Raw genomic sequence first — 17,739 nt, 5'->3', positions numbered from 1 at the left:
ACGCGCGGACCTGGGGTGACGGGCGGACGCTGGATACATGGACGCCATCCAGCAGCACATGCTCGACACCTACCGCGCGGCCCGCCTCGGCGAACCGGCCCCGCCCCCACCGGGCCGCCACGACCGCAGAACGCTGCGCGACCTGTACCGCCACTGGCTGACCCACCCACCGACGCCCCGTCAGCCCGTCCGCGGCCACTCCAGCCCGTCCGGCGCCTGAGGACGGAACCTTGGGCCCGGGCCTCCCGAGCCGGGCGACCTCCCCGTCCGTCCGGCGCTTGAGGACGAACCCCGGCGCCGGAGGGCCGGCCGCTCGGCAAGGCCCTTGCCCAGGAAAGACAAGGCCCTACTCCAGGAGCCCCACGAACACCCCCACCGCCTCCCGCACGTCCTCCGCCGACCATTCGAGACCCGCCCCGGAAACCGTCACCTCGGTCACCGAAACCCCCGGCGGCAACCCGGCCGCCCCAGCCCCCCACCGCCGGAACAACGTCACCCCCGTCTCCTCCGCCTGCCGCACCGACGCCTCGTCCAGCACCTCCGCCCCGTACGGCAGCCAGACCTGGAACTGGTGCGTGTGCGGCGGCTGCGGACACACCCGGAACCACGGCACCCCCGCCGCCGCGAACCCCTCCGCCATCGCCGAGGCGACCACCTTCGCGTGCGCCACGTACGACGGCAGCCTGGGCAGCTCCTTCTCCAGCCCGATCAGCGCGGAGAGCGCCGCCGGGTACTGCTGGAAGACCTGGCCCCCGTACCGGTGGCGCCACACCCGCGCCTCCTCCACCAGCACCGAGGGCCCCGCCAGCACCGCCCCCGACAGCCCGTCCAGCGACTTGTAGAAGGACACGTACACGCTGTCCGCGAGCGCCGCGATCTCCGGAAGGCCCCGCCCGAAGTGCGGACCGCACTCCCACAGCCGCGCCCCGTCCAGGTGCACCACCGCATCCCGCTCCCGGGCCGCCGCCACGACCGCCTCCAGCTCGTCCCACGTGGGCAGTACGAACCCGGCGTCCCGCAACGGCAGCTCCAGCATCAGCGTGCCGAACGGCTCCGGGTGCTCCCGTACCTCCTCCGCGCTCGGCATCCGGGGCGCCGACGTCAGGTGCGCCGTCCGCAGCCCGCTCACCGCCCCCAGCGCCCCCTCCTCGTGCAGCTCGGGGTGGGCCAGCGGGTGCAGCGCCACCGTCGCGTTGCCCGTACGCCCCGCCCAGCACCGCAGCGCGACCTGCTGGGCCATCGTCCCGGTCGGGAAGAACGCCGCCGCCTCCGTCCCCAGCAGCCCGGCCACCCGCCGCTCCAGATCGGCGACGACCCCGCCCCCGTACACATCCACCGCACCGTCCGGATCGTGTACGAAACCGGAACCGGCTTCGGAGCCAACCCCGGCCCCGGGACCGCCCCCGATCCCAGAACCGGAACCGACCCCGGAAGCGCTCCCGGCCCCAGAGCTGGAACCGCCCCCGATCCCGGCCAGCAGCGCCGCGAGCCCCTCCGCCACCGTCCCGTCCGTGCTCCGGCGCTCCAGCACCCGGTGGGACCCTCGCCACGCGGCCATTCGGCGCCGGCGCTGCTCCTGCTCATCCATGGCTGTCATGGGACGATCATCCCCCGGACCGCTGACGGCACGCCCCACGATTCCCGCCCGCCCCGCGGAGTTATCCACAGGCTGTGGGCAGTGGGCGGGCTTCGTCGAAACGCTGGCGTAGCATGCAGAGAAATCGTCCGGTACCCCCCGCGGACTGGAACGGAAGGCCATCGCCGCGTGAATACGACAGTTCCGAAGGAACCCCTCGACGCGAGGGACCGCCCTGCCCGTCTCACCGTCGGTGTCGTGGGAGCGGGCCGGGTCGGCCCCGCACTCGCCGCCGCGCTGCAGCTCGCCGGTCACCGCCCGGTGGCCGTCTCGGGCGTCTCCGACGCTTCCCGGCGCCGCGCGGCCACCCTGCTCCCCGACGTCCCCGTGGTGACGCCCGCCGAGGTCCTCGCCCGCGCCGAGCTGGTGCTGCTGACCGTGCCCGACGACGCGCTGCCGGGTCTGGTCGAAGGGCTCGCCGAGACCGGTGCCGTACGGCCGGGACAGCTCCTCGTCCACACCTCCGGGCGGTACGGGGCCCGGGTCCTGGACCCCGCTCTGCGGGCCGGGGCCCTGCCGCTCGCGCTGCACCCGGCGATGACGTTCACCGGCTCCTCCGTGGACGTGCAGCGGCTCGCGGGCTGCTCGTTCGGGGTCACCGCCCCCGAGGAGCTGCGGCTGGCCGCCGAGGCGCTGGTCATCGAGATGGGCGGCGAGCCGGAGTGGATCGCGGAGGAGTCCCGCCCGCTCTACCACGCGGCCCTCGCCCTCGGTGCGAACCACCTGGTCACCCTGGTCGCCGAGTCGATGGAGCTGCTGGCCAAGGCCGGGGTCACCGCCCCGGACCGGATGCTCGGCCCGCTGCTCGGCGCCGCCCTGGACAACGCCCTGCGCTCCGGCGACGCCGCGCTGACCGGCCCGGTGGCCCGGGGCGACGCGGGCACGGTCGCCGCCCACGTCGGCGAGCTGCGCGCGCACGCCCCCCAGATGGTCGGGGGCTACCTCGCGATGGCCCGCGCCACGGCCGACCGGGCGCTGGCCCACGGCCTGCTCAAGCCGGAGCTGGCGGAGGACCTGCTCGTCGCCCTGGCCGACCAGGAGAGCCGCCCCGGACCTGGGGAGACCCGATGACCACCAGCAGCCGCACGGGAAGCACCGGCCCCCCCGCCCCCCAGGGCGCCACCCCCGCCCTCCTCCGCACCGCCGCCGAGCTGGACGCGCTGCCCCGCCCCGCCGGGGCCGAGCGGGCCGTCGTCATGACCATGGGCGCCCTCCACCAGGGCCACGCCACCCTGATCCGCTCCGCCCGCGAGGCCGCGGGTCCGCGGGGCCAGGTCGTGGTCACGGTCTTCGTCAACCCGCTCCAGTTCGGCGAGGCCGCCGACCTCGACCGCTACCCGCGCACCCTGGACGCCGACCTGGCCACCGCCGCGGCGGCCGGCGCCGACGCCGTCTTCGCCCCCGGGGTGGACGAGGTCTACCCCGGGGGCGAACCGCAGGTCCGGATCACCGCGGGCCCCATGGGTGAGCGGCTCGAAGGTGCCTCCCGCCCCGGCCACTTCGACGGCATGCTCACGGTCGTCGCCAAGCTCCTCCACCTGACCCGCCCCGACGAGGCGTTCTACGGGCAGAAGGACGCCCAGCAGCTCGCCCTGATCGCCCGCATGGTCCGCGACCTGAATTTCGGCGTCCGGATCACCGGCGTCCCCACCGTCCGCGACCCCGACGGCCTCGCGCTCTCCAGCCGCAACCGGTTCCTCTCCGCCGACGAGCGGCACACCGCCCTCGCCCTGCCCCGGGCCCTGTTCGCGGCCCGCGACCGGCTCGCCGCCCAACAGGCCCTGCACGAGCGCGCCAAGGCCACCGCCCCCGGCGGCGACCGGGCCGCCGGGCTCAACAAGCTCGGCGAGGCCCGGGCCGCCGCCGACGCCCAGGCCGTCGCGCTGGCCCGGCCCAACGGGGCGCCCGCCGCCGTGCGGGCCACCGCGCGCGCGATCCTGGAAGAGGCCGCCACCCGGGGCAGCCACCCGCTCGTCCTGGACTACCTGGCCCTGGTCGACCCGGCGGACTTCACCGAGATCGCCGACGACCGCGAGAGCGGGGACGCGATCCTCGCCGTCGCGGCCCGGGTCGGGGAGACCCGCCTCATCGACAACATCCCCCTCACCTTCGGAGCCCTGACGTGACCGGAATACGGCTGACCGCCCCCGCCCCCGGCTGGGCCATCGACGCGGACGTCGTGGTGGTCGGCTCCGGGGTCGCCGGTCTCACCACCGCCCTGCGCTGCGCCGCCGCCGGCCTGGACACCGTGGTCGTCACCAAGGCGCGCCTCGACGACGGATCGACCCGCTGGGCGCAGGGAGGTATCGCCGCGGCCCTGGGCGAGGGCGACACCCCCGAGCAGCACCTCGACGACACCCTGGTCGCGGGCGCGGGCCTCTGCGACGAGGAGGCCGTACGGACCCTGGTCACCGAGGGCCCCGACGCCGTACGCCGGCTGATCACCACCGGCGCCCACTTCGACACCACCGACAGCGGCGACATAGCGCTGACCCGCGAGGGCGGCCACCACCGCCGCCGCATCGCCCACGCGGGCGGCGACGCCACCGGCGCGGAGATCTCCCGGACCCTGGTCGAGGCGGTCCGCGAGGCCACCCTGCACACCATCGAGAACGCGCTCGTCCTGGACCTGCTCACCGACGCCGAAGGCCGCACGGCCGGGGTCTCGCTGCACGTCATGGGCGAGGGCCAGCACGACGGCGTCGGCGCGGTCCGGGCCCCCTCGGTCGTTCTCGCCACCGGCGGTATGGGCCAGGTCTTCTCCGCCACCACCAACCCCTCGGTCTCCACCGGCGACGGCGTGGCGCTGGCGCTGCGGGCCGGGGCGGAGGTCTCGGACCTGGAGTTCGTCCAGTTCCACCCGACCGTCCTCTTCCTCGGCGCCGACTCCGAGGGGCAGCAGCCGCTGGTCTCCGAGGCGGTACGCGGCGAGGGCGCCCACCTCGTCGACGCCTCCGGCACCCGCTTCATGTTCGGGCAGCACGAGCTGGCCGAGCTGGCCCCGCGCGACATCGTCGCCAAGGCCATCACCCGCCAGATGCACGAGCACGGCACCGAGCACATGTATCTGGACGCCCGGCACTTCGGCGCCCGGATGTGGGAGCAGCGCTTCCCGACCATCCTGGCCGCCTGTCGCACCCATGGCATCGACCCGGTCACCCAGCCCGTCCCGGTCGCCCCGGCCGCGCACTACGCCTCCGGCGGCATCCGCACCGACCTGCGCGGCCGCACGACCGTCCCCGGTCTGTACGCCTGCGGCGAGGTCGCCTGTACGGGGGTGCACGGCGCGAACCGGCTGGCGTCGAACTCCCTCCTGGAGGGCCTGGTCTTCGCCGAGCGCATCGCCGCCGACATCGCCGAGACCCGCCCGCCCCGCACCGAGCCGGTGGAGGCCGCGAGCGAGGGGGGCCACGCCCCCGTCCCGCTGCTCGCTCCCGAGGCCCGTACGGCGATCCAGCGCACCATGACCCGGGGCGCCGGAGTCCTCCGCTCCGCCGGGTCCCTGGCCACCGCCGCCGAGGAGCTGGAGGCCCTGCACCGCAGCGCCGCCGCCGACGCGGACCCGAAGGACGCGGTCCCCGGGGTCGACGCCTGGGAGGTCACCAACCTGCTGCTGGTCTCCCGGGTCCTGGTGGCCGCCGCCCGGGAGCGCGAGGAGACCCGCGGCTGCCACTGGCGCGAGGACCGGCCCGACCGCGACGACGCGCACTGGCGCCGCCACCTGGTCGTCCGGATCGCCGCCGACCGCACCCCGGTCGTCCACCGTACGGAGACCGCCGCATTCCCGCCCGTACGCGCGGCGGATTGAGCAGACTGCACAGAGCAGCGGCGCGAGCCGCACCCGCACCACCCGCCACGCCCCCGAGGAGCCGCAACCGTGTCCACGCCCGAAGAGAATCCGCGCCCCACACCTGTGGACGTACCGCTGATCCGGGTCGGCGCGCCCGCACCTTCCGCGCCCGCCGAGGGCTGCGGCGACGACTGCGGCTGCGGTGACGGCTTCGACCCCGACGCCCTGGAGTGCGGCCTGGACCCCGCGCTCGCCCTGCTCCTGGCCGAGGCGGGTCTCGACCCCGTCCAGGTCGAGGACGTCGCCCATGTGGCGATCGAGGAGGACCTCGACGGCGGGGTGGACGTCACGACCGTGGCGACCGTCCCCGAGGACGCCGTGATCACCGGTGACTTCACCGCCCGGGAGGCGGGGGTCGTGGCCGGGCTGCGGGTCGCCGAAGCGGTCCTGTCGATCGTCTGCACCGACGAGTTCGAGGTGGAGCGGCACGTCGAGGACGGCGAGCGGGTCGCCCCCGGCCAGAAGCTGCTCACCGTCACCACCCGCACCCGCGACCTGCTGACCGGTGAGCGCAGCGCGCTGAACCTGCTCTGCCGCCTCTCCGGCATCGCGACCGCCACCCGTGCCTGGGCGGACGTACTGGAGGGCTCCAAGGCCCAGGTCCGCGACACCCGCAAGACGACGGCGGGTCTGCGCGCCCTGGAGAAGTACGCCGTACGGTGCGGCGGCGGCGTCAACCACCGGATGTCGCTCTCCGACGCGGCCCTGGTCAAGGACAACCACGTCATCGCGGCGGGCGGTGTCGCCGAGGCGTTCAAGCGGGTCCGCGCCGAATTCCCCGACCTGCCCATCGAGGTCGAGGTCGACACGCTGGAGCAGGTCCGCGAGGTGCTGGAAGCGGGCGTCGACCTGATCCTGCTGGACAACTTCACCCCGGCCGAGACCGCCGAGGCGGTGGCCCTGGTCGACGGCCGCGCGGTCCTCGAATCCTCCGGCCGCCTCACCCTCGACTCGGCCCGCGCCTACGCCGACGCGGGCGTGGACTTCCTGGCCGTCGGGGCGCTCACCCACTCCTCGCCGATCCTCGACATCGGCCTGGACTTCCGCGACGCGTCCGCCACCAGTGACGGGGCCGACGCCTGATGCTGCTCACCATCGACGTCGGCAACACGCACACGGTCCTCGGCCTCTTCGACGGCGAGGAGATCGTGGAGCACTGGCGGATCTCCACCGACGCCCGCCGCACCGCCGACGAGCTGGCGGTCCTGCTCCAGGGCCTGATGGGCATGCACCCGCTGCTGGGCATGGAGCTGGGCGACGGCATCGAGGGCATCGCGATCTGCGCGACCGTCCCCTCGGTCCTGCACGAGCTGCGCGAGGTCACCCGCCGCTACTACGGCGACGTCCCCGCCGTCCTGGTGGAGCCCGGCGTCAAGACCGGCGTCCCGGTCCTGATGGACAACCCCAAGGAGGTCGGCGCGGACCGCATCATCAACGCGGTCGCCGCCGTCGAGTTGTACGGGGGCCCGGCGATCGTCGTCGACTTCGGCACGGCCACCACCTTCGACGCGGTCTCCGCACGCGGGGAGTACACGGGCGGGGTCATCGCCCCCGGCATCGAGATCTCCGTGGAGGCGCTCGGCGTCAAGGGCGCCCAGCTCCGCAAGATCGAGTTGGCCCGGCCGCGCAGCGTGATCGGCAAGAACACCGTCGAGGCCATGCAGTCCGGCATCGTCTACGGCTTCGCGGGCCAGGTCGACGGGGTGGTGGCCCGGATGAAGAAGGAGCTGACCGCCGACCCGGACGACGTCACCGTCATCGCGACCGGCGGCCTTGCTCCGATGGTGTTGGGGGAGTCCTCCGTCATCGACGAGCACGAGCCGTGGCTGACGCTGATCGGGCTGCGCCTGGTCTACGAGCGGAACGTGTCCCGCTCATAGCCGGTCCGGCTCGCTCCGGCCGCACGGGCGCGGCGTACCAGCGGGAACGGCTGTGGGCGGCGGCCCCAGGACACCGTGCGCGGGCGCCGCGCCACCGACGACCAGTTAAACGGATTTTGTCCATTTAGCACGTATTGTCGCGTCATGCCCACGCCCTACGGTTCACGAGGCGGCATGGCGTTCAGCGCGGACGAGCTGCGGGTGCTCCGACGTGCCCTCGCCATCGCCCTCCACCCCATGCCCCTGTCCGACGAGGATGTCCAGGACTGCCTGCGGCTCGCGGGCTCCGTGGACGAGGCGGTCGGGGAGGCGGGCCGGCTGCGAGCGTTCCTCCTCGCCGACCTGGCCCGCTACCGCGCCGCCCTCCCCGGCTCCGTCACCGGCTATCTGGAGCTGCTCCAGGACGCCCTGGCGGCCGGTTACGACCCCCGTCCCGACGATCTGGCGGCCCTGCGCGCGCTGCGCGGCAAGCCGCTGGCGGCAGCCCTGCTGGAGCGGTGCCAGATCCTCGCCGAACGTTCCGTACGGGCCCGGCTCGCCGGCCGCTCCGCCGCAGCGTCGGCCCCCGGCCCCCGCAACAGGCTGCTGGCCCTGCCCGGCGGCCGGACCGCCGACCGCGAGCCGGAACGTCCCAAGGCCCCGGCCGCCCCCGTCCCGGGCCGCGCCCCGGCCCCCGGCCAGCGCCCGGCGCCCAAGCCGTCCGAGGTCTTCCCGCCCCGGCGCCGGCCCACGCCGCCGCCCTCGGAGGAGGAGCGCGCCGCGGGCTGACCCGCCCGCATCGCACGCCCCCGACGCGGCGCCCTCCCGAAGACACGGGAGGGCGCCGCGTCCCGTCGTGCGGGGCTCGCTACTCTGGACGGCATGGACTACGTATCCGCGCTCGTGCCCCCCGTGGTGATGGCCATCTTCTTCATCGGCCTGGTCGTGACGATCGTCAAGAGCCAGGGCGGTCCGAACAAGGCCAAGGAGGACGAGGCCGTGGACGCGGCGATCGCCCGCGCGGAATCCGTAAAGCAGACCGCTCGTCCGGAGAACGCCTGATCACGCGGTACGCCCCGCACACCTGGAGCGCACGGCCCATGAGAGCCGTGCGCTCTTTTGGCTCTGTAAATAACCAGTCATTCGGGACATGTGGCACTAAAGTGATCCCGTGCCCCGCCAATTGGGAGAGCTGGAAGACGCCGTGATGACACGCGTCTGGCAATGGAACCGTCCGGTCACCGTGCGGGAAGTCCTTGAGGACCTCCAGCGGGAACGGTCCATCGCCTACACGACGGTGATGACGGTAATGGACAATCTCCATCAGAAGGGCTGGGTCCGCAGGGAAGTGGACGGCCGGGCATATCGATATACGGCCGTCTCCACCAGGGCCGCCTACTCGGCCGCACTGATGAACGAAGCCTGGTCGCGCAGTGACAACCCGGCCGCCGCCCTTGTCGCGTTCTTCGGGATGATGTCGCCTGAGCAGCGCGAAGCACTTCAGGACGCTGTTCGCATGGTTTCCCCGAACCCGGTGGACAACTCCGCGGACAATCCGGCAGGCGGCCCGACGGGCAATCCGGAGGACGACCCGCCGGAACCGACCGCCGGGGCCGCCGAAGTCACCGCCCCGGCCGATGACACGGAGTCCGAGAGCGGGCGATAGCGTCGAGGCATGTCCTCAGAGCAGCCGCAAACCGAACCGGATACCGACTTTCATACCGACCCGTCGGTAAATAAGCCCGCCATCACCGTCCGCCGGGCGAGGACGAGTGATGTGTCATCCGTACGTCGGCTCCTCGACGGTTACGTGTCCGGCGGCATCCTCCTCGACAAAGCCACCGTCACCCTTTACGAGGACATCCAGGAGTTCTGGGTCGCGGAACGCGACGAGGATGCCCGGGTCGTCGGCTGCGGCGCTCTCCATGTGATGTGGGAAGACCTCGCCGAAGTCCGGACTCTCGCCGTGGATCCTCGCATCAAGGGGGGCGGGGTGGGGCATCACGTTCTGGAGAAGCTCTTGCAGACCGCCCGCTGGCTCGGGGTGCGCAGGGTTTTCTGCCTCACCTTCGAAGTGGACTTCTTCGCGAAGCACGGGTTCGTCGAGATCGGAGAGACTCCGGTCGACACCGATGTCTACAGTGAGCTGCTGCGTTCCTACGACGAGGGTGTCGCCGAGTTCCTCGGTCTCGAACGAGTGAAGCCGAACACCTTGGGCAACAGCCGGATGCTTCTGCACCTGTGATGCGTGGATGATGTGCAGAAGCCCAGCATCCCTATGTCCGAATCGCGCACGTTTCCCGTGTTCTCGCGCTCCTGAACCTCTCCCGGGGGTTTGTGTTTTCCCGAGAAAAGCGGTTTCCTTTCCGCGTACTCCATTTTCGATGAAAGGAAATCCCGTGGCACAGAAGGTTCAGGTCCTTCTTGTCGATGACCTCGACGGTGTCGAGGCGGACGAGACCGTGACGTTCGCGCTTGACGGCAAGACGTACGAGATCGACCTCACCACGGCCAATGCGGACAAGCTTCGCGGCCTTCTTGAGCCCTACACCAAGGGTGGCCGCCGCACCGGTGGCCGCGCCGCCACGGGCCGCGGCAAGGGCCGCGCAGTGGCCGGTGGCAACAAGGACACCGCGGAAATCCGCCGGTGGGCACGGGAGAACGGCCACAACGTGAATGACCGAGGCCGCGTTCCCGCCGAGATCCGCGAGGCTTACGAGAAGGCCAACGGCTGATCCGCCGGACTGCTGTTACGCAGCCCGGCCCGGGCACGCGACAACCGGACCCGATGGCATTCCGCCGCCGCGGCGTCCACCAGGCGTACGAGATCGGGGGCATCCTCACCGCTGCTCCCGAAGCCCGTGAATATGGGAAGGGTCGCCCCGGGCGTTCGCCTCGGCTCGGGGGGCCGCAGCCAGACAGCGGCCCCCGACGAGCCCGCACCACCTCGGGGTGACGGGGCCACGATCCGGCCCCCCGCCCCCACGGCGGTCAGATCCAGGGCGATCGGGCCCCACTCCAGCCAGTCGAGAAGCGCCGGCAGCTCGTCGGCGCCGCCCGCGGCGATCAGCAGCCCCACGCGTCCGCCGCTCAGCAGTACGGGACCGGTCCGCACGGGGCGGCGCAGCAGGGCGTGACCGGCTTCGGCGGGAAGCTCCAGCACGTCGAAGCCGATTCCGGTGAGCAGCCGCACCGGAGCGCCCCCCTCGGTCGCCCAGCCGAGCTCCCGCTCGTACCAACGGGCGAGAGCGGCGGGGTCCGGAGCGACGGGACCCGGGCCCGCACGGCCGGGACCGGCGTCGGGTGACGATCGGGGCGGCGGAACGGTGAAGGCCATGTCCGATGAACCGCTGAACCGACGGCGAAGTTACGCAGAGCTCCCGGACGATCACCTTGTGTCCGGCTTTCGGGGGCGCGCGGGAGCGTGTGGCAGCGCAAGGTTGTTCGCCCGTAGCGGAGGGAACCGGGGCGCGCCGCATGGACTGTCAGTGATTGCGGGTAAGACTTTCCTAGTGGGAAGGGGCGACACACAGGCCGGGGCGTCTCGCGTTCGCCATCGGCGTACTGGCGAAAGGGGTATCTGCCTGGCCTGCGGGAACATCGTCTCGCACCATCGGGTTGGAGCAGTTGTCAGCTGTTCGGCAGTAAGAATCCCCGCCCGGTGCGGGGTGATCCGGACGGATGTCGGCAGTTGGAATGAGCTGTCCCGTCCTGCGGGACTAGCATGCGGAAGGACTGGGAGGGGACCGACCCCTCACTGACCGACCGCTCTGAGGAGCGATTAACGATGTTCGAGAGGTTCACCGACCGCGCGCGGCGGGTTGTCGTCCTGGCTCAGGAAGAAGCCCGGATGCTCAACCACAACTACATCGGCACCGAGCACATCCTCCTGGGCCTGATCCACGAGGGTGAGGGTGTCGCCGCTAAGGCCCTGGAGAGCCTCGGGATTTCGCTCGAGGCGGTCCGCCAGCAGGTGGAGGAGATCATCGGGCAGGGGCAGCAGGCTCCTTCCGGGCACATCCCCTTCACCCCGCGAGCCAAGAAGGTCCTGGAGCTGTCGCTCCGCGAGGCCCTTCAGCTGGGCCACAACTACATCGGCACCGAGCACATCCTGCTCGGCCTGATCCGCGAGGGCGAGGGCGTCGCCGCCCAGGTCCTCGTGAAGCTGGGCGCCGACCTGAACCGGGTCCGGCAGCAGGTCATCCAGCTGCTTTCGGGCTACTCGGGCGGCAAGGAGACGGCGGCCGCGGGCGGCCCCGCGGAGGGCACGCCCTCCACCTCCCTGGTGCTCGACCAGTTCGGCCGGAATCTCACCCAGGCCGCTCGTGAATCCAAGCTCGACCCGGTCATCGGGCGCGAGAAGGAGATCGAGCGGGTCATGCAGGTGCTGTCCCGCCGGACCAAGAACAACCCGGTCCTCATCGGCGAGCCCGGCGTCGGCAAGACGGCGGTCGTCGAGGGCCTGGCCCAGGCGATCGTCAAGGGCGAGGTGCCCGAGACCCTCAAGGACAAGCACCTCTACACCCTGGACCTCGGCGCCCTGGTCGCCGGTTCGCGGTACCGGGGTGACTTCGAGGAGCGCCTGAAGAAGGTCCTCAAGGAGATCCGCACCCGCGGCGACATCATCCTGTTCATCGACGAGCTCCACACGCTCGTGGGTGCGGGTGCCGCCGAGGGCGCCATCGACGCGGCTTCGATCCTGAAGCCGATGCTGGCGCGCGGTGAGCTCCAGACCATCGGTGCCACCACCCTCGACGAGTACCGCAAGCACCTGGAGAAGGACGCGGCCCTCGAGCGCCGCTTCCAGCCCATCCAGGTCGCGGAGCCGTCGCTGCCGCACACCATCGAGATCCTGAAGGGCCTGCGCGACCGTTACGAGGCCCACCACCGGGTCTCCATCACGGACGAGGCCCTCGTCCAGGCCGCGACCCTGGCCGACCGGTACATCTCGGACCGCTTCCTGCCGGACAAGGCGATCGACCTGATCGACGAGGCCGGCTCCCGGATGCGCATCCGCCGGATGACCGCGCCGCCGGACCTCCGTGAGTTCGACGAGAAGATCGCGGGTGTCCGCCGCGACAAGGAGTCGGCCATCGACTCCCAGGACTTCGAGAAGGCGGCTTCCCTCCGCGACAAGGAGAAGCAGCTGCTGGCGGCGAAGGCCAAGCGGGAGAAGGAGTGGAAGGCCGGCGACATGGACGTCGTCGCCGAGGTCGACGGCGAGCTCATCGCCGAAGTCCTGGCCACGGCCACCGGTATCCCGGTCTTCAAGCTGACGGAGGAGGAGTCCTCCCGTCTGCTGCGCATGGAGGACGAGCTCCACAAGCGCGTCATCGGGCAGAAGGACGCCATCAAGGCCCTCTCGCAGGCGATCCGCCGTACGCGAGCCGGTCTGAAGGACCCCAAGCGCCCCGGTGGCTCGTTCATCTTCGCCGGCCCGTCCGGTGTCGGTAAGACGGAGCTCTCCAAGACGCTCGCCGAATTCCTCTTCGGCGACGAGGACGCGCTGATCTCCCTCGACATGTCGGAGTTCAGCGAGAAGCACACGGTTTCCCGCCTCTTCGGTTCGCCCCCCGGCTACGTGGGTTACGAAGAGGGCGGCCAGCTCACCGAGAAGGTGCGCCGCAAGCCGTTCTCCGTCGTCCTCTTCGACGAGGTCGAGAAGGCCCACCCCGATATCTTCAATTCCCTGCTCCAGATTCTGGAGGACGGTCGCCTGACCGACTCCCAGGGCCGGGTCGTGGACTTCAAGAACACGGTCATCATCATGACGACCAACCTCGGGACCCGGGACATCTCCAAGGGCTTCAACCTGGGCTTCGCCGCCCAGGGCGACGTCAAGACCAACTACGAGCGCATGAAGGTCAAGGTCAACGAAGAGCTCAAGCAGCACTTCCGGCCGGAATTCCTCAACCGTGTCGACGACACGGTGGTCTTCCACCAGCTGACCGAGGAAGACATCATCCAGATCGTCGACCTCATGCTCGCCAAGGTCGACGAGCGGCTCAAGGACCGGGACATGGGCATCGAGCTCAGCTCCGAGGCCAAGTCGCTCCTGGCGAAGAAGGGCTACGACCCCGTGATGGGCGCCCGGCCGCTGCGCCGGACGATCCAGCGCGAGATCGAGGACATCCTCTCCGAGAAGATCCTCTTCGGTGAGCTGCGCCCCGGTCACATCGTGGTCGTCGGCGTCGAGGGCGAGGGCGACGACAAGAAGTTCTCGTTCCGCGGCGAGGAGAAGTCGGCTCTGCCCGACGTCCCCCCGATCGAGCAGGCGGCAGGCGGCGCCGGCCCGAACCTGACGAAGGACGCGTGACTCCCGTATAGGGCGTGACGGAAAGGGGCTGCCCCGGAATCGGCTTTACGGCCGGTCCGGGGCAGCCCCTTTCGCGCGTTCGTCGGCCGGACGGGGCGTCGAGCCGGTCGCCCAGCTCCTCCGCCCCGATCAGACGCTGCCGGGGCCGCCCGGTGACCAGCACCCGCGAGCCCGGCCAGGAGTGCGGCGGCGCGAGATCCGGCGTGCGCAGGGCGGAGGCGTCCAGGGAGAGGTCGGGAGAGCCCGGGGAAGAGCGGGCGCGGCACCCCGAGATCCTCGCCGTGGTCGGGGGCATGTGTGGACAGAACCTTGACCGAGGGGGCGGATACCGCACCTGTGGGCCGTGCGCCCAGGTCAAGGCGGTGAGGCGGAGACCGGTGATCCCGGCGTGCTCGCGCAGCGCGTCGAGCGCGCCGTCGGGCGCGACGAGTTCCCCGGCCGGGCTGGCGCAGCGCCTGCTCCCGGGTGAACTCCGACTGGCCCTCGCGGACCAGCCAGACCGCGATGCGCTGGAGGAGCTGGGTGTGTTCCTCGACGCTCAGGTCGACGCCCTCGGGGTCGCCGGTCCGGCCGCACCGGACAGCTCCGCCGGGCCCGGGAATCCGCCGCCACGGGCCGCAGGGCGCGCAGCGGTACGACAAAGGGGGACCAGGCCGTTCGGCGGGGCCAGGTCCTTGTCCGGGGTGCGGGCCGACGTGTGGGCGGCCAGCCGCCACAGCAGGGTCGTCTTGCCCGCGCCCGCCTCGCCGCGCAGCAGGACCCGGGCGGTCGGTGAGGAGGACGCCGCTGCCCTGGCGGGAGCCGAAGACGGCCACCGTGCGGTCGGCGGGCTGTTGAGGCGTACGGACGGGACGCTCACCGGCGGACCGCCCCCCCGCCCCCGAACCCCGCCGTGGACCCGTCGTCCTCGGTCCCGATCGCCCACGCCTCCCCGGTCACCGCGGTCCGCGGGCTCAGCGTGAACGCCACCTCGTGCGTGCGGCCGGTGGCCCGGGCCACCGCCTCCACCAGTTGGTTCCGGATGGATCCGACGGCATCGGCGAGCTCGACGCCGCCCGGGTCACGGGCGTTCTCGGCCGTCATGGTGGTCCCCTCGGGGCGCGGATCCCCTTGCCCGCCAGCGTAGTGATGTAGCAGGCCGAAGGTCCCGAATCGGAAGGACCTAGGTCCCACCGGCGGTGACAAGGCGCACAGGCCGAAACAGGCCTACTACCCGCGCTAGGAGATGGCGTCACGAGGGGTGGAGGGACCTTCGGCCCGGCGAGGGGAGGAGGCTCCGGCTCGGCGGGCGATACGAGCTGTTCACGGTGCCATGTCCGGAAAAGTGCTCCCAGAACAGCGTTTAAACCTCATTCGGGTGAGGGATTTCGTCGCCCGGTCCCGCCTCCCGAAACGGGACAACCGAGGCGAATTCCCGCCCCCCTCGCTACGGCTTTTCTTCGTAGATGGGGTGTTTGAGCACCGGTGGGGGTGCGGGTTACCAAGGTGGAGCAAGCCCGGACAGCACGCCGGGTCCACTCACCTTCGGAGGACTTCACCGTATGAAGCGCGCAACGAACCAGCACCCCATCCGCCCGTCCGCCTCCCGCATCCGTGGCGCGGTCCTGGCCGCAGGCCTGGGAGCGTCCGTGGTGCTGGGTGCAGGCTCGGCGTTCGCGGCCGGCAACGCCGACGCTGCCGCCGCTCCCCTCGCCGCGGGCACCACCGCCCAGTCGGTCGCCCAGCAGGCCACCGCCCAGAGCAAGGCCGCCGAGACGGCCAAGAAGACGGCCGCGAAGAAGGCCTCCGACGCGAAGAAGAAGGCCGAGGACAAGAAGAAGGCGGCCAAGAAGAACGCCGCCTCCTGGAAGACCCCGGTCAAGAAGTACACGCTGTCCGCCAGCTACGGCACCGGTGGCGCCCGCTGGGCCGCCAAGCACTCCGGCCAGGACTTCGCCGTGCCGATCGGCACTCCGGTCACCGCCGCCCACACCGGCACCATCGTGAAGGCCGGCCCGAACGGCGCCGGCGACGGTCCCGCGTACGGCAACGCCATCGTGGTCAAGCACTCCAACGGCAAGTACTCGCAGTACGCGCACCTGTCGAAGATCAACGTGAAGATCGGCCAGCAGGTCAAGACGGGCCAGAAGATCGCCCTGTCCGGCAACACCGGCAACTCCAGCGGCCCGCACCTGCACTTCGAGATCCGCACCACCCCGAACTACGGCTCGGCGCTGAACCCGGCCGCGTTCCTCCGCTCGGTGCACGTCTCCATCTGATCCGGCCGGCGTAACCGCGCGGACCCGCCGGGGAGACCCGGCGCCCGTGCAGCACAACCGAAGAGAGTTCAGTGGACCCGTTACACCCCGGTACCCGGGGCGTGCGCCCGGGTCACCCGACCGACGGCGACGTCGAGGACAGCCTCACGGCTCACTCCTCGGGGTCGCCGTCGGCGTCTCCCGAAAGGACCGGCGAGCGGCCTCGCTGTCGGCGTTCCGTGCGCGACCGACGAGCGGCCTCGCGTCGGCGTCACCCGCGAGACCCACGAGCGGCCCCGTACCCGGAGGGCCGAAGGGCGGCCTCGCCAGCGGCGTCGTACCCCGGAGAAGCCCGGGCAGCCTCACCCCTGCGGCTGCCGCTCGTCCGCGCCCCGCAGCATCGGGAAGCTCCCCGTCGCCGTCGGCGCGTGTTCCGGCAGCCACAGCACCGCGATCGCCCCGCCCGTGCCCTCCGCCGCACCCACGGGCGCCGCGTTCCGGAAGGTCAGCCGGGCCCCCAGCACCCGCGCCTGGCCCGCCGCGATCGTCAGACCGAGACCGTGCCCGTGCCCGGCCCGGTCCATCGACCCCGTACGGAACCGGCTCGGCCCGTCCCGCAGCAGCTCCTCCGGGAACCCCGGGCCGTGGTCCCTGACCCGTACCACCCGGCCCTCCACCGTGACCTCCACCGGGGTGGACCCGTGCTTGGCGGCGTTGCCGAGGAGGTTGCCGAGGATGCGCTCCAGGCGGCGCGGGTCCGTGGAGACCCAGGACTCATGCACCACCTGCACGGTCACATCCGGGTCCAGCAGCCCGATCCGCCGGCTGACGAACTCCCCGAGCGGCAGCTCCTGGAGCTCGGCCCGCTCCGACGCGCTGTCCAGGCGGGCCACCTCCAGCACGTCCTCGACCAGCGTCCGCATCGCCTGGGCCCGGTCCCGTACCAGCTCGGTCGGGCGGCCCGGCGGCAGCAGCTCGGCGGCGGTGAGCAGCCCGGTCACCGGCGTACGCAGCTCATGGGCGATGTCCGCGGTGACCCGGCGCTCCGCCTCGATCCGCTCGTGCAGCGCGTCGGTCAGCGCGTCGACCGCCCGCGCCAGCTCGTCCGTCTCGTCGCGGACGACCCCGCCCACGGCCTCCCGGACCCGTACGTCGGTCTGGCCCTCGGCCACCCGGCCCGCCGCGGCCGCCGCCTTGCGCAGCCGGCGCGAGAGCTGGCCGCCGATGAGGACCCCGAGCGCGCAGCCGCCGAAGACGACGGAGACCGAGCCGATGATCAGCGCCCGGTCCAGGTCGTCCATGATCGTGGCGGACCGGTCGGCGAACCGGGTGTGCAGCGAGAGCACGTCCCCGTTGGCCAGCGGAACGGCCGCCCAGACATCGGGCACCCCGTCGGAGGTCTCCGTCACATGTGTGGCCCGCCGGTTCTTGCGGACCTCGTCGCGCAGGCTCGGCGGGATCGCCGGGTCGTTGAGCTTCGCCCCGAACTTGGGCCCGCCCTTCTGCATGCTCGTCGCCTCGTAGAACCGCTGCGCGCCCAGCAGCCGCTCCAGCTGCACCTCGCGGGCGTTCTCGATCATGGAGACCCGGGCCGCGTTGTGGACGACGAGGCTCAGCGCCACCGCGATGAGCGCGCCGACCGCGGCGATGGCGATGCTGATCTTCCAGCGGACCCCGGTCCGCAGCGCCAGACGCTTCATGGCCGAGTCACCGGTCGCCCCATCCGCGGAAGTCCCATCCCCGGGCGTTCCATCCGCAGAAGCCCCGTCCCCGGGCGTCTCATCCCCGGGCGTTCCATCCGCAGAAGCTCCATTCCCGGGCGTCCCCTCCCCGGACGCCTT

18 protein-coding genes are annotated in these 17,739 nt (G+C 72.0%); 13 read left to right on the top strand and 5 right to left on the bottom strand.

The annotated features are described in order from the left end of the window. The first annotated feature begins 37 nt into the window (after window positions 1-37). Window positions 38-220, top strand: coding sequence for a hypothetical protein (locus D6270_RS14550; RefSeq protein WP_109165007.1), 183 nt, complete (start codon window positions 38-40; stop codon window positions 218-220). Between the two features lie 126 nt (window positions 221-346). Here the strand turns inward: D6270_RS14550 and D6270_RS14545 are convergent, their stop codons facing one another. Next, complete coding sequence (locus D6270_RS14545) at window positions 347-1,597, bottom strand: threonine aldolase family protein (RefSeq protein WP_109165008.1); 1,251 nt, start codon at window positions 1,595-1,597, stop codon at window positions 347-349. A gap of 168 nt (window positions 1,598-1,765) precedes the next feature. Between D6270_RS14545 and D6270_RS14540 the strand changes: the two genes are divergently transcribed. The 10 genes from D6270_RS14540 to D6270_RS14495 all read left to right on the top strand — a co-directional run bounded on the left by D6270_RS14540 (window position 1,766) and on the right by D6270_RS14495 (window position 10,080). Continuing rightward, complete coding sequence (locus tag D6270_RS14540) at window positions 1,766-2,707, top strand: Rossmann-like and DUF2520 domain-containing protein (RefSeq protein WP_109165009.1); 942 nt, start codon at window positions 1,766-1,768, stop codon at window positions 2,705-2,707. Next, window positions 2,704-3,762 carry a pantoate--beta-alanine ligase gene (gene panC / locus D6270_RS14535; RefSeq protein ID WP_109165010.1) on the top strand — a complete coding sequence of 353 codons (1,059 nt, stop codon included), beginning with the start codon at window positions 2,704-2,706 and terminating at the stop codon, window positions 3,760-3,762. Before D6270_RS14540 ends, panC begins: the two co-directional genes overlap by 4 nt. Next, window positions 3,759-5,444 carry an L-aspartate oxidase gene (locus D6270_RS14530; RefSeq protein WP_109165011.1) on the top strand — a complete coding sequence of 562 codons (1,686 nt, stop codon included), beginning with the start codon at window positions 3,759-3,761 and terminating at the stop codon, window positions 5,442-5,444. Before panC ends, D6270_RS14530 begins: the two co-directional genes overlap by 4 nt. A 69-nt stretch (window positions 5,445-5,513) precedes the next feature. Beyond that, window positions 5,514-6,569 carry a carboxylating nicotinate-nucleotide diphosphorylase gene (gene nadC / locus D6270_RS14525; RefSeq protein WP_109165012.1) on the top strand — a complete coding sequence of 352 codons (1,056 nt, stop codon included), beginning with the start codon at window positions 5,514-5,516 and terminating at the stop codon, window positions 6,567-6,569. Continuing rightward, window positions 6,569-7,366 (top strand): type III pantothenate kinase, encoded by a 798-nt coding sequence (locus D6270_RS14520; protein ID WP_109165013.1) that lies wholly within the window; start codon window positions 6,569-6,571, stop codon window positions 7,364-7,366. The genes nadC and D6270_RS14520 overlap by 1 nt, the downstream gene beginning before the upstream one ends. A gap of 174 nt (window positions 7,367-7,540) precedes the next feature. Then, window positions 7,541-8,134, top strand: a complete 594-nt coding sequence (locus D6270_RS14515; RefSeq protein ID WP_109165014.1) for a hypothetical protein — start codon at window positions 7,541-7,543, stop codon at window positions 8,132-8,134. 93 nt (window positions 8,135-8,227) lie between these two features. Beyond that, window positions 8,228-8,407: a hypothetical protein gene (locus D6270_RS14510; RefSeq protein ID WP_093693369.1), complete on the top strand. Its 180-nt coding sequence runs from the start codon at window positions 8,228-8,230 to the stop codon at window positions 8,405-8,407. Between the two features lie 145 nt (window positions 8,408-8,552). After that, on the top strand, window positions 8,553-9,011 hold the full coding sequence (locus D6270_RS14505) for a BlaI/MecI/CopY family transcriptional regulator (RefSeq protein WP_239476954.1): 459 nt from the start codon (window positions 8,553-8,555) through the stop codon (window positions 9,009-9,011). 9 nt (window positions 9,012-9,020) lie between these two features. Further along, window positions 9,021-9,590, top strand: a complete 570-nt coding sequence (locus D6270_RS14500) for an amino-acid N-acetyltransferase (protein ID WP_202419443.1) — start codon at window positions 9,021-9,023, stop codon at window positions 9,588-9,590. 154 nt (window positions 9,591-9,744) lie between these two features. Next, window positions 9,745-10,080 carry a histone-like nucleoid-structuring protein Lsr2 gene (locus tag D6270_RS14495; RefSeq protein ID WP_003968298.1) on the top strand — a complete coding sequence of 112 codons (336 nt, stop codon included), beginning with the start codon at window positions 9,745-9,747 and terminating at the stop codon, window positions 10,078-10,080. Here D6270_RS14495 and D6270_RS14490 read toward each other — a convergent pair. Then, complete coding sequence (locus D6270_RS14490; RefSeq protein ID WP_109165016.1) at window positions 10,059-10,682, bottom strand: SCO3374 family protein; 624 nt, start codon at window positions 10,680-10,682, stop codon at window positions 10,059-10,061. The genes D6270_RS14495 and D6270_RS14490 overlap by 22 nt on opposite strands. Window positions 10,683-11,132: 450 nt before the next feature. Between D6270_RS14490 and D6270_RS14480 the strand changes: the two genes are divergently transcribed. After that, a complete protein-coding gene (locus D6270_RS14480; protein WP_109165017.1) occupies window positions 11,133-13,661 on the top strand; it encodes an ATP-dependent Clp protease ATP-binding subunit in 2,529 nt (842 codons plus the stop codon). Window positions 13,662-14,199: 538 nt separating this feature from the next. On the opposite strand, the gene D6270_RS33815 is transcribed toward D6270_RS14480, so the two are convergent. Then, entirely contained in the window at window positions 14,200-14,520 is a 321-nt protein-coding gene (locus D6270_RS33815; protein WP_318780019.1) for a hypothetical protein, read from the bottom strand. Next, a complete protein-coding gene (locus D6270_RS14470) occupies window positions 14,517-14,744 on the bottom strand; it encodes a hypothetical protein (protein WP_109165018.1) in 228 nt (75 codons plus the stop codon). Before D6270_RS14470 ends, D6270_RS33815 begins: the two co-directional genes overlap by 4 nt. A 458-nt stretch (window positions 14,745-15,202) precedes the next feature. Here D6270_RS14470 and D6270_RS14465 point away from each other — a divergent pair, with 458 nt between their 5' ends. Next, window positions 15,203-15,919, top strand: a complete 717-nt coding sequence (locus D6270_RS14465) for a M23 family metallopeptidase (protein WP_109165019.1) — start codon at window positions 15,203-15,205, stop codon at window positions 15,917-15,919. Between the two features lie 341 nt (window positions 15,920-16,260). Here the strand turns inward: D6270_RS14465 and cseC are convergent, their stop codons facing one another. Next, window positions 16,261-17,598, bottom strand: a complete 1,338-nt coding sequence (gene cseC, locus D6270_RS14460; protein ID WP_109165020.1) for a two-component system sensor histidine kinase CseC — start codon at window positions 17,596-17,598, stop codon at window positions 16,261-16,263. Window positions 17,599-17,739: the final 141 nt, after the last annotated feature.

It is taken from the genome of Streptomyces griseus subsp. griseus (assembly GCF_003610995.1).
GTDB lineage: Bacteria > Actinomycetota > Actinomycetes > Streptomycetales > Streptomycetaceae > Streptomyces.
The sequence above is the reverse complement of the archived record's forward strand: the minus strand, read 5'-3'. Positions and strand labels throughout refer to the sequence as shown.